The following is a 12585-nucleotide window of genomic DNA, read 5'->3' on the forward strand; positions in this document are numbered from 1 at the left end:
ATATATACGCGATTCAATTACTTGATGGATATGGCTATCTGAACCTCATTTCCATCCACATACTGCTCAAAATCTGTGGTGAAAGCTCGCTGATGGGGGCAATCCTCCGCAGCAAAATAACTCCAAACCTCGCCCCACAAATCAATTGCGACCTGAGGCATTTCCCCTTTAGCGGAAAACATCAGGTATTTGCCGGGCAGTATTTGAATCGACTTGAAATCCTCAGACATATCCTTCGACAACATATCTGAACATGCATACACATCAAAAAAGCCGGTATGGTCAGATTCGTAGTTGGAGTAAACACCAAATACCTTAGGGTTGCCCCTTAATTTGGGGGCAGCCTCTGCGCCGAAGCGCTCCCACATTGGCGTTATCTTTGCTGTTTTTGGGTCAGACTCATTGACGTTCTTAGTGCGGGTATAAAAACCCACTAATTCCAGGCCTTCTAATTCTCTAACTTCCATTTCTATGGACCAATTATTTAGTTATTCGTAGAGTGCCGAATACTATAACAGCTCTCCGGGAACTGGCCAGGCGCATACGGTCACAAGAAATCACAAGTACCTTTTCAAGCTGACTTTACGGATTTCTGCCTTACCTCTGAAGGGGGGTACCCATACATCGATTTATAAAGCTGGGTAAAATAAGATTGACTTGAGAATCCGCTCTCCAGAGCTATATCGACTAAACGCTTATTGGTAGTCTTCAACTGAATATCAGCATGTTGTAACCTACGTTCGTTAATCCAAGCCTTTGGTGACTCAGCTTTAAAGACTTGGCCAAACTTATTCTTGAATGATGTGAGACTCATCCCAATCTGTTTAGCATAATTTGCTACAGACCAGTGCTGAGTAGCATTTTCCTCCATAAATCGGCGGAAACGCTCGTTCACCGGATTAACCTGCCGAAGCAGCTCGTCAGCTAAGCGACAACCGCAAGCACCCTTCAGCTTTAAGAGAAGTAATTCTTCCAGCTTTAAATAATTCAAACTCTCGTCATTTAACTTGCTAAATGCACTCAGTGAGTCCAAAGTAAAGCGCGTGAGATCACACTCTGGAAAAACAAAAGGCCCACTTTTGGGGAGCGTTGTCACGCTGGATGCAAGAGCATTCTTTGCTTTAATCAGTACGCGAGTGTGTCGCTCATAAAATCGTGTCAGCATGACCGGGCTGATACTCGCACAGATGATTATTAGGTCTTCTCCCTCAGACAAATTATCAACTGTAACATGGCTCATTTCACTCGATAGCCAGATCTCCCCCGAAGCCATAGGGAATTCGCAAGCATCACTATTGATATCAGCAACACCTGAAATCACCATTGTCAGATTAAAATCTGAAGAAAACCCAATTGAAACATTTCCATTCGGTGAAACAAGTATCTTTTGAAACCGAAACAAGTCACCTAAATACTGACTTTCAAATAAGACATTTTGCCTTATGTGAGTGTCCAAATCCTTTTGGCGAGGGGCAATCATGGAATTCACCACTAAATTTACTTCTTCTGTATCTTTACGCTTCACCTGATTCAGCTGAAGCCAAGCTCCAATCACGACACTTTTGTTTCCACTGTGCTCAGGGAGCACTCATCAAGACGGGGTGCGTGGTCACCAAGGGGGAGACAAAGCCGCTTTCGAGTTCAGCCATTAAAACTCACAATCGTTGAATTGAGCGTTTGAAGAATCATTTGAAAGGCGGATACAGCGAAACTATTTGCAGGACTAAAGTGCCAACCTCTTTGGGAAGGGCAACTTTATTAGCCAGGATAAGGGGGAAGTCCCGTAAATTAACCTATAAACAGGAGCATACAATCCTGCACTACTTAGCGGGCCCTTCCAAAATTCAATTATTCTTCATGCGCGACAAAGCAAGTAGACACCCCAATGCACCCTTTACATTTATTTACACTACCTTAAACGGAACAAGAGGAGTCTCTGAGAGTGAGGGATTGTGAGGTTTAAGCATCGCCTATTCTATTAGAAATAGTGTCACCATATGAAAATTACTGACTTAAAAACCCTAAGTATTCACTAGCAGCCCGGCAATGAGAGACCTCAGGTATTTGGCAAAAGATATCTAAAACAGGCCCCATAACCATCTACTGGCTTTGTAAATTATGGAAAACCCAAACAATTTGCCTGATTAAGCCCCTCACTCTGGTGTAATCACCCAAAAACCGCTAGGTAATCACAAAGATACTACCGGGTAATGCAGCTGTTAACTTAACTATCTTTAAACTTAATAAACATTTGATTTGTACCAGGTATGATTTTTTCCTAAAATGTGAGAAAATGGCTTTTAACAATATCCCCCCGGCTCTTCATGACAGACTTTGCACCAAATAGGTGCCATGGAACCAAGCGGAATATTTATTGATAAATTGAGAGAAGTTTTATATATAAACTATGCAAGCAGATAAGATCATACCCATACTTAACTTCTGTATTTCAACTATAGATTAGTATTTATCAAGATCTTTTCTGTTAACTCTTTAATTTGCCAGTATTAGTAATCAGCAAAACACCCTAAACCAATAAACTCTTAAGCCTTTGAGATTTATGTCAACTAGTTACTCTAAAGAATTAAATCGGCTTGCCCAACTTATGTGGGAGCAAGAAGCGGAGTTGGAGCTTAAACCCCAGGAGGAGAAAGAAGCAGCTCCTGAAAAGTCCTCAGTAGACAACGCTCCTAATGACGTTTTTTGGGGCAAATGGAAAGGGCGATATATCGTGGTAATGCGCTATATATCGGGTAGAACAACCTCCAATGTTAAACTCCCCAATATATATGCCGATGAGGCCGATGCCCGCTCCGCCGCCCTCGATATCATTCGAAAATTTCCAGAAGCATCTATTCGCTATCTTTCAGCTAAAGAACTGGCTGTTTACCTCTAGCCAACCCTTGAGAGCTTTAGTTGGTGGTTTTTGAGCAGGGTGGCTGCACCGCAGAGCCGCCCTCCCTCTTATTATTTTTATAAGCATCACTATCAGCGATTAATGCTTTGATATAAATTGACGAACCTCCTCCACAAATACATTGGAAGCAGGCTCCCGCCCCAGGAGTAAGTGACCGTCGCTATTAAGACCAACAAATCGAGCACCAGGTATAGCAGAAGCAATTTCACAGCCCGTTTGAACAGGGATACGCTGGTCCCCTAGTGAATGGATCACTAAAGTGGGCACATTAATCTCTTTAAGCTTGTCCCGCACATCAATACTGCCAAAAACCGATAGGAAGCGGACAGCATTTTCCGGCGAAGTAGTCAGCCGCTGAAACTCATTAAACCACTCTAATTCCCTGGCATTCGCGCTTGGCATAAATGTCGTGGAAAAAATCTGCCGATAAGCAGGATTATCCTGTCCCCAGCCCGTCGCTGTCAGGGTCATTACTGCTTCGCGCTCTTTTACCGTGGCCTCACTGGCACCTATTCGCCAACCTGCGTGATAACCCCCAAACAAAATCAGCTGCCTAACTCGCTCTGGGTGTCTTACTGCATATTCAATAGATACTGCCGCTCCTTGCGATATACCTAGCAAAGTAAAGTTATCAACTTCACAGGCATCGACGACAGTCTCAAGGTCTGTAACAAACGACTCAAAAGAGATATTTTCAACCTCCCAATCCGAAAGGCCATTCCCACGCTCATCGTAACGAATAAACTGGTGGTCGACAGAAAGCTCCCGAAACAATGGACTCCATATCGGAGAATCCCAATCATGCTCTAAATGACTCAACCAGTTTGCGGCTTTAACTATAGGAAGCCCCTCTCCCATCTTGGCATAGGCAATACGCACACCATCGCTGGCCGTACAAAACTCAACCTTCTGTTGAGTTAGCAGTTTACGCCCCGTAGCTAAATCATCACCGGATTTCTGAACTACCGACTCACCAAGCCTGCAGGGCGACCATGTAATGCCTGCTTTGCGGAATCGGTCAGCAAGCCTTGCCCGTTCGAACTCCACTTCGCTACTCAATCCCAATGAGCTCAACAAATGCAGTAACTGCGTTGCAGCGTTTGGGTTATAGGGCTCCAATGCCACCCAGCTGCGGGCCCAAGTTAACTGGTCCGGTATAGGAACACCCGGGTGAGAGGACAAGCGGGACAGTACCCTCCCTTGCAATTGAACAATCTCTTGTCGTTCAGACAGCAACCACCGTTGAAATAGTTCTTGATCGGGAAGATCGATCCCATCCAGGAAAGGCTCCTGCAGCTGTCGATGGATATCTTCCAGCTCTGCTGTCAGAACGCCGGGGGAATCAAGCTTAAGTGCTATTTCGGCAACATCAATACAAATGCCTTCCGTATCCAAGCTGACACGCTCTCTATCAGCAATGAGGCGCTCTATTTCTGGGTCGTTGACAATGGATCGAATTTTACTCAAAGACCAGCGCAGGGAAGCACGCGGATCATCGGGCAGCTCCCAAAATATCTCACATAAGCGATCTCTCCTGTGAGGTCTCGCAGCCAACAGTAAGAAAGCCAAAAGTGCTCGAGTTTTTCTTGAAGGTGGTAGATTAACTGGGCTGCCATCACGGGAGACCAGCAGGTCGCCCAGCATTTGGATTGAGATTCCCATTGATAAGTTATTAACCCCTGAAATGTAAGGTACTAGCAGTTCTCAGAGAAAGGCGCCGGTGATTTTCTCAGGGATAATTGTTAGCTGCAAACACCGTTCGCGAAAGATGTGAAACCCTCTGCCAAAACCGCTTATTCCAAGATAGATAGCAATGAGAATACCAACGCCGCAATGGAGCTTAAATCTGGCCAAGAAAGCACACTCCATTGGGCTTCTTTATGGTTTAGAGTGGAATCGAAGAATTAATCGGGCTCGATAGCCTTATCAGGAGATACTGAAAATGCCCCAAATGGGCCCCAGAGAAAGGCTAGATACCCCCAACATATAATGGGCGGCAACAAGAAGTAGAGCAAACATATTGAGAAGCCGGACAACTATATCGGAAAGGAGTTAAAAACCCATTTTCAAAATCAAAACTATGTCAGTATGGGACTAATAGCCTAGGCCAATATTTGGAGCTTTGACGCACAAAAGGCCCTTAGAAACTCACACTAAAACAAACTTACGGAAGGGTTATCAGTAAAGAACCGTATGAGTCAAAAGTAGAAGGGAGAGCGGCTCCTCTAGGTTTACAACCCGTAGACACCCTACCCAACTATCCAAAGTGCTCTTCAAATGCGCAAGCGCTAACTCACAAGTCCTAATTTATCTGTCGCTATGAACAAAGATATCAAACCCCAAAGCCCTTGATGTTCTATATAATCTCGAATCACTATGATAGTGCTCATACCACTTTCTAAATTGTGAATATTTAAGAAATTTAAACTCACCCTTATTAGGATCAAAAAAATAACTTACTTTATCCGCAGATGGCTCAACACGAAATGCCATCGCATGTCCCCAACCAGTACCAGCTGTCCTTAAGACGCAGTGGATAGTATTGGACTGCTGTTTGAAGCAGTCTTTGGATTCAAGAACATCGAAAGATGCGGCGAACTGATCTTTCAACGAAGGACTTTTCTTCTTCTGTGCAATACCGCTACCCGCCTGCCCAATATTGCGAAACCCCTGAGATTCCAAATATTGTTTAGTCTCCTTAATCATCTCAAAAGATGTGCTAGGCCTACCCTCAGTTCCATTTGCAAACTTAAATCGATACATAGAGGCAAATCTCTGAGCGACCACGGCTATTTTTGTATCATCAATACTGCCACCGGTAGTTAACGCATCCTGAAGCCCCGACTGAAGGGCTTTACTGACCCAGCTAACTGACAGAGCCTCACAAATCCCACCCTTGGTATGCGGATGCTTTTTGGTGATTTTTGAATAGCTTCCCTGACTGAATTTCCAGGTTAACTGCCCACCGTAATTGGACGCACTTGCATCACTATTCAGTAAACTTGGCATTTTTTATCCTCACATCACAACCGAATATTCGGCTTTATTTATATTATCCGGACTTTATGCAAACAATGTGCAAATTTAGTGATTAATTATTATTATAAAAAATATCACCCGAACATTTCCTTTAAAAACCACGACAAAAAATTCAAAGACTGCACCTCAACCGATCAACTCATCACAAGAAAGTGACAAATAAAACACTGAGGCATCACCCACCTTTAAGGGAACCTTAAAATTAAAACGCAGCTTAGCAATGACTATATTAGTTTGAATGGTCGAAAATATAACGTTTTCAACATGCTATATTTTTACAGACTACAAGTCCACGACAAGCGATCAATGTCGCCATCAGGCAAAACAACCACAAAATAATTACTGTTATTTAAAATTCACTACAGGCAACAAGGTATTTCGGTTTACTTAAGGAGCCTCTGAATAGAGACCGGTTTTAAATATACTTATCAGTACAGCAATTTGACTAAACACCCAGTTAATTTTAAATCAATACAATGATTTCATTACCCTCGATAAACAGGCACCAATCCGTACCTTTCGTTACACCGCATAACGTACTCAAAAGAGACATAAACAAACGATCAGAAGAAAGAATCAATGAACTTGGATCAAAAAGGCTAAAGAGCCACTACATCGTGGCTCTTTTTTGTCTCGGAGGGATACTGCTATTGTTGTGCTCCATACCCGCCAGGGAAAGTTTTAACCTAGGGCGGAAGGAATAAATACTGGAAGCCCTGGAAACAACATCAGTTACACGAGAGAATCTTAAGTGTCCTGGCGAACCACTAAACTGCCAAAACCAATCAATAGGCCACCACTAAAACGCTGAACCCATCTTTGCATATTCCCACCAATGGAAGCCACTTTCCACTTCGACAACATAGTCGCAAGTGCCAGAAACCACAGGAATATTATTGATGCATGAAGTGAGACCAGCAGGAAAGCCTCATAGTAACTAGAGCTGCCAACTGAGATAAACTGCGGAAAGGCCGCGAGATAAAACATCGATACCTTGGGGTTAAGAATCTGGGTTAGAAAGCCCTCACCAAAATTTCGGTATGAGTTCCCAGGAGCTGCTGTAATTGGTGACAATTCATCCCCTGTATCCTTCACGGACGATTTTGACAGCGTGGCTAATATCGTTTTCACACCCAAATAAACCAGGTAGGCAGCCCCAAGATATTTGATAATTGTATAAACCTCAGACGACTGCAATATAATCGCCGACAAGCCCAAAATTGAAATGGCACCATGGGCAAATGTTGCTGAAACCAGCCCAAAAATATTCTCTACTCCCGGCCTCAGCCCCCTACTAGCTACTGTTTTAAGAATCAGGACGCTGTTCGGCCCTGGTGAAATAACCAACAAAAGAGAGATTGCAGCAAATGCGAGAATTTCACTCATAACAATAAACACCTTAAAGAAAGCCAGTGGATAAGGGGTACATCTAAGGGGTATATCTAAGGAGGTCTCCGAGCCAAGGGTTGGCTCGGACTAAGGTCAATACAGGTAAGTTGCCGTACCGGTAGCAATCAATTCATCCGTGTCGTTAATCAACTCCATTCTCGTTACAACCAGCTTGTTACCGGTGCGCAGAATTGAGCCATGGCAGAGAAAGTGTTCTCCCCTGCCCGGCTTTAGGTAGTCTACACGCATGTCGACCGTACCCAGCTTTAATAGGCGATCCACTTTTTCTTTCCAGTGCACATCTCCCAGATGCTGGTAGGCGGCGACCATTGCGGTCAAACCACCAACCGTATCCAGGGCGGTGGCAATTACGCCACCGTGCAGGATGTTCTTCCACACATTGCCGATCAACTGTGGGGTCAGTTCAAAGCCTGCGGAAAGTGTGAGCGCCTCCAGGTCCAGGTCGCGCATCTCAAGTCCAATTTGTTGATTAAAAGGAATCTGCTCAAAAAATTCCTTTACCAACGCCTGAAACTCACTGGGTGAGGGTTCTGTCATAGGCGGGCAACCCGGTTGAGCCCATCCAGTGCAGCACTGCGATATGCCTCTGCCATGGTGGGGTAGTTAAAGGTGGTATTAACGAAATAATCGATTGAATTATTCGGTGCTGGTTGTTTCATAATGGCCTGACCAATATGCACAATCTCAGCAGCCTCTGCTCCAAAGCAGTGAATGCCCAGGATTTCGTGAGTCTCGATATGGAACAAAATCTTGAGCATGCCTACGCGCTCACCAGAAATCTGCGCCCGCGCAGTGTGCTTGAACAGTGCGCGGCCAACTTCGTAGGGTACTTTGGCTGCGGTGAGCTCTGATTCGGTTTTACCCACAGAGGAAATCTCTGGAAGGGTATAAATCCCGGTAGGCGCATCTTCAATTACTCGATGGCCACGGCCCGCAATCGCTGCTGCAACCGCACGCCCCTGGTCATAAGAGGCACTGGCAAGGCTGGGCCAGCCAATCACATCACCTACCGCAAAGATATTTTCAATTTCGGTGCAATAGTGGTCATCAACGCTCAATTGTCCGCGATGGTTCGCTTCCAGACCGACATTCTCCAAGCCGAGGGAGCTGGTATTGCCAGTACGACCATTACACCAGAGCAGTGCATCCGCATGAATACGTTTACCGGACTGCATCTCCATAATTACGCCCTGCTCATTGGGCAGTACCCGCGCATACTCCTCCTGGTGGCGAACAGTCACGCCCATATCCCGCAGGTGATAGCTCAGCGCATCAGAAATCTCATCATCGAGAAATTCCAGCAGGCTGTTACGGGTATTAATCAAATCCACCTTAACGCCGAGGCCAGCAAAGATAGACGCGTATTCACAGCCGATAACACCAGCACCATAGATCATAATGGAGTGAGGGGTGTGCCGCATGTCCAGGATCATATCGCTGTCGTAGACCCGTTCGTGATCAAAGTCTACATCGGCGGGGCGATAAGGGCGTGAGCCAGTAGCAATAATAAATTTCTTCGCGGTAATAGTTTCCGCCGCACCATCGGGCATAAGCACCTCGACAGTATGTTCATCGCGGAACTTGGCTTCGCCGACGATCAGCTCAACCCGGTTGCGGGCATAAAAAGAAGTGTGCATTTCCACCTGATAGGAAATGACTTTATTCACCGTCTGCATTACCTGGGGGAAAGTAAGGCGGCGGGGTTCACCCAATGCGCGAAAAACGCTCTGGGTGTTATAACGCATCAACTGTTTGACAGAGTGGCGCAGCGCCTTGGAGGGAATGGTACCTTTGTGAGTACAATTACCACCAACCACTTGGCGCTTTTCAATAACCGCAACGCGCATGCCCTTTTTTGCTGCGCTCATTGCGGCGGCCTCTCCAGCCGGGCCAGAACCAATTACTACCAGGTCAAACTTTTGCTCTGCCATTAAATGCTCTAATTCTATTTTCCAAACGGAGTCCACAGCGCGCTAACGCCATTTACTCAATACTAAATATACGGTTATCGGCACCAGCTGTGCCAATGACATAAAACAACAAGCCCGTTGATCACGGGCTTGTTGGAGAGGGAAAGCTTACTTGCGTTTAGATGCGTCGTAAGCGAGATCTTCGGCAGTCATCTGCTGCTGTCTTTGTCTCTCCTGTTCCTTTTCACACTCATCGTCATCGCCACCGCAGACTGTGCAATCCTGCTTCATGCCGATATTGTTGAGCCCGCCACAAGTTCCCTTCAACGGTTTGTTCTGAACCATGGCCCCGATCGCCATACCGGCAACAACGAGCAACATGGCCACAAAGGCAAATATGAAAATTGTCACTTCTCAGACCTCTCTACATAAGGTTTAAAGCCAGAGCTAGAACGCTCTTCGAAACCTGAATCAGTTTTCACCACCATAAAGACGGCTAGATTATCTCTTTCAGCCAGCGCCATGCCGGCATCAGCACCGAGGACATTGATCGCGGTAGCCAGACCATCGGCTTCAGCACAGGTGTCGGCAATAACGGTTACCGATGCCAATTTGTGCCTGATGGACCGTCCGGAGCGTGGGTCAATGCTATGGGAGTAACGAACACCATCCCTTTCGTAGTAGTTGCGATAGTCTCCACTCGTAGCTACTGCCTTCCCGCTCACCGCGATCGGCTCCTGCACCATCTGACCTGCCGCGCTGGGTACTTCAATGCCAATTACCCAGGTCTTACCCTTTGGATTCACACCCTTAGTTCGCAGTTCACCGCCAATTTCGACCAAGTAGTTTCGAACACCCAGGTCTTCCAATAGCTCGGCAACCCGATCAACTCCATGGCCCTTGGCAATCGCTGAAAGATCCACCTCAACGGGGCGGCTCTTGATAACAGTGTCTGGCTTACGGGTCAGGGTTAACGCATCGGAACCGACGACGGTTAGCAGATCGGCAATGTCTTTATCTGAGGGGATATGCTCCGGTTCGGGCTGGGGACCAAAACCCCACAAGTTGACCAGAGGGCCGACCGTCACCTCGAAAGCGCCTTCACTGCGGCGATAAATATCCAGGGACATTTCCAGTACATCTGCCAAGTGTTGGCTAACCGGGATCGCCTGCCCTACCGGGCTTTGGTTAAAGCGCATTAACTCAGAGTCGTCGATATAGGTCGACATCTCCTGGTTGACCTGCTGCAACTCATCGTCGATCAACTGCTGCAACTCACCCTGCTTCAGCCCAGAGGGCACCTGAACGACGGTGATGTGATAGCTGGTTCCCATGGTGCGGCCAGCCAACTGCCAGGACTCCGGCGAAGGAGCACAAGCCGATAAAATTACAGCCGCCCAAAGCAAAAACAGGGCCGTAAAGACGGGCCCTGTTTTTGAGTTTGTCGGGCCTGTGATTGCTTTTAGCAAGCTAAGCCCTCCAATTATCCGCCGAAGTCATCCAGCAGGATATTTTCATCTTCTACACCCAAGTCTTTGAGCATATTGATGACTGCCGCGTTCATCATGGGCGGCCCACACATGTAGTACTCACAATCTTCTGGAGCCGGGTGGTCCTTCAGGTAGTTTTCATATACCACGTTGTGGATGAATCCGGTGTAACCCGTCCAATTGTCTTCCGGCTGTGGGTCGGACAGAGCCACATGCCACTGGAAGTTATCGAACTCGGAAGCCAGACCGTTGTAGTCATCTTCGTAGAACATCTCGCGCAGGGAGCGCGCACCGTACCAGAAGCTGATCTTACGGGTGGAATTCAGGCGCTTGAGCTGATCAAAGATGTGTGAACGCATTGGCGCCATACCGGCACCACCGCCGATAAATACCATTTCGTTATCAGTTTCCTTGGCGAAGAACTCACCGAAGGGACCGTACACCTTAATCTTGTCACCTGCCTTCAGGCTGAAAACGTAGGAAGACATCTGACCCGGCGGGATGCCCTCAGTGCGGGGCGGCGGAGTCGCGATACGGATGTTGAACTTAACAACACCTTTCTCTTCCGGGTAGTTAGCCATGGAGTAAGCGCGAACCACTGGCTCGGTCACTTTGGACTCCAGCTTGAAGAAGCCAAAGTGCTCCCAGTCGCCACGGTACTGCTCTTCGACATCGAAGTCAGCAAACTTAACATGGTGAGCCGGCGCTTCCAGCTGTACGTAACCGCCAGCGCGGAAGTCAACATTTTCACCTTCGGGCAGACGCAGGGTCAGCTCTTTAATAAAGGTGGCCACGTTCGGGTTGGATTCCACAGTGCACTCCCACTGCTTAACACCAAACACCTCTTCCGGCACTTCGATTTCCATGTCTTGCTTAACCGCAACCTGACAGGAAAGACGCTTGCCTTCTTTTGCATCGCGCGGGGTAAAGTGAGCCGCTTCAGTCGGCAGCATATCGCCACCACCGGAATTCACCTTACAGATACACTGCGCACAGCTGCCGCCGCCGCCACAGGCGGAGGCCAGGAACAGGTTGTTGGCAGCCAGGGTTTGCAGCAGCTTGCCGCCGGCCGGTACGGTGAGAGTCTTCTCACCGTTAACCAGGATGTTGACGTTGCCGGTGTTTACCAGGCGCGAGCGGGCCGCAAGGATCACCGCTACCAGCGCCAAAACGATGACGGTAAACATCGCTACGCCGAGGATAATTTCAATACTCATTCTATTGTTTTCCCCGCTTAGATATCGATGCCGCCGAAGGACATGAAGCCCAGGGACATCAGACCAACAGTTACGAAGGTGATACCCAGACCTTTCAGGCCATCCGGAACGTCACTGTACTTCAGCTTTTCACGAATACCGGCCAGAGCGGTAATCGCCAGTGCCCAGCCGAGGCCGGCACCGAAGCCATAGGCAACACTCTCGCCAAACGCGTACTCGCGCTCAACCATGAACAAGGAAGCACCCATGATGGCGCAGTTCACGGTAATCAGCGGCAGGAATACACCCAGCGCGTTGTAGAGAGCCGGTACATATTTATCCAGGAACATCTCCAGGATCTGTACCAGTGCCGCAATTACACCGATGTAGGACAACAGGCCGAGGAAGCTCAGGTCCACGTCGGGGTAACCGGCCCAGGCCAGTGCACCGTCTTTCAGCAGGTAGGTGTAGATCAGGTTGTTCACTGGTACTGTCAGAGTCAGCACCACGATAACCGCAACACCCAGGCCAATAGCGGCCTCGATCTTCTTCGATACCGCCAGGAAGGTACACATACCGAGGAAGAAGGCCAGCGCCATGTTTTCAACGAAAACGGCGCGGAT

General features: G+C 47.5%; 12 protein-coding genes. 1 reads left to right on the forward strand and 11 read right to left on the reverse strand.

Annotated features, from left to right (window positions below; all coding sequences use genetic code 11):
* Positions 1-17: 17 nt before the first annotated feature.
* Together ACJJI1_RS21945 and ACJJI1_RS21950 are read right to left on the reverse strand one after the other, a co-directional pair.
* Positions 18-467: a GyrI-like domain-containing protein gene (locus ACJJI1_RS21945; RefSeq protein WP_444958024.1), complete on the reverse strand. Its 450-nt coding sequence runs from the start codon at positions 465-467 to the stop codon at positions 18-20.
* Positions 468-571: 104 nt separating this feature from the next.
* Positions 572-1525: a helix-turn-helix transcriptional regulator gene (locus tag ACJJI1_RS21950; RefSeq protein ID WP_444958025.1), complete on the reverse strand. Its 954-nt coding sequence runs from the start codon at positions 1523-1525 to the stop codon at positions 572-574.
* 1035 nt (positions 1526-2560) lie between these two features.
* Between ACJJI1_RS21950 and ACJJI1_RS21955 the strand changes: the two genes are divergently transcribed.
* Positions 2561-2896, forward strand: a complete 336-nt coding sequence (locus tag ACJJI1_RS21955; protein ID WP_444958026.1) for a hypothetical protein — start codon at positions 2561-2563, stop codon at positions 2894-2896.
* A gap of 99 nt (positions 2897-2995) precedes the next feature.
* Here the strand turns inward: ACJJI1_RS21955 and ACJJI1_RS21960 are convergent, their stop codons facing one another.
* The 9 genes from ACJJI1_RS21960 to nqrE form a co-directional block, all read right to left on the reverse strand.
* On the reverse strand, positions 2996-4579 hold the full coding sequence (locus ACJJI1_RS21960) for a bifunctional AfsR/SARP family transcriptional regulator/alpha/beta hydrolase (protein WP_444958027.1): 1584 nt from the start codon (positions 4577-4579) through the stop codon (positions 2996-2998).
* A gap of 645 nt (positions 4580-5224) precedes the next feature.
* Positions 5225-5926, reverse strand: a complete 702-nt coding sequence (locus ACJJI1_RS21965; RefSeq protein ID WP_413662426.1) for a YopT-type cysteine protease domain-containing protein — start codon at positions 5924-5926, stop codon at positions 5225-5227.
* A 777-nt stretch (positions 5927-6703) separates the two neighbouring features.
* Complete coding sequence (locus ACJJI1_RS21970) at positions 6704-7342, reverse strand: LysE family translocator (RefSeq protein WP_444958028.1); 639 nt, start codon at positions 7340-7342, stop codon at positions 6704-6706.
* Between the two features lie 96 nt (positions 7343-7438).
* Positions 7439-7903 (reverse strand): thioesterase family protein, encoded by a 465-nt coding sequence (locus tag ACJJI1_RS21975; RefSeq protein ID WP_444958029.1) that lies wholly within the window; start codon positions 7901-7903, stop codon positions 7439-7441.
* Positions 7900-9297, reverse strand: a complete 1398-nt coding sequence (gene sthA, locus ACJJI1_RS21980) for a Si-specific NAD(P)(+) transhydrogenase (protein ID WP_444958030.1) — start codon at positions 9295-9297, stop codon at positions 7900-7902. The genes ACJJI1_RS21975 and sthA overlap by 4 nt, the downstream gene beginning before the upstream one ends.
* A gap of 147 nt (positions 9298-9444) precedes the next feature.
* The gene (gene nqrM, locus ACJJI1_RS21985) at positions 9445-9687 is read right to left on the reverse strand and encodes a (Na+)-NQR maturation NqrM (protein WP_282932334.1); all 243 of its coding nucleotides are present in this window, start codon (positions 9685-9687) and stop codon (positions 9445-9447) included.
* Complete coding sequence (locus ACJJI1_RS21990; protein WP_444958031.1) at positions 9684-10745, reverse strand: FAD:protein FMN transferase; 1062 nt, start codon at positions 10743-10745, stop codon at positions 9684-9686. Before ACJJI1_RS21990 ends, nqrM begins: the two co-directional genes overlap by 4 nt.
* Positions 10746-10759: 14 nt before the next feature.
* The gene (gene nqrF, locus ACJJI1_RS21995; RefSeq protein ID WP_108733652.1) at positions 10760-11983 is read right to left on the reverse strand and encodes an NADH:ubiquinone reductase (Na(+)-transporting) subunit F; all 1224 of its coding nucleotides are present in this window, start codon (positions 11981-11983) and stop codon (positions 10760-10762) included.
* Positions 11984-12000: 17 nt separating this feature from the next.
* Positions 12001-12561, reverse strand: a complete 561-nt coding sequence (gene nqrE, locus ACJJI1_RS22000) for an NADH:ubiquinone reductase (Na(+)-transporting) subunit E (protein WP_370452159.1) — start codon at positions 12559-12561, stop codon at positions 12001-12003.
* Positions 12562-12585 lie beyond the last annotated feature (24 nt).

The organism is Microbulbifer maximicatervae (SeqCode) (assembly GCF_052467065.1).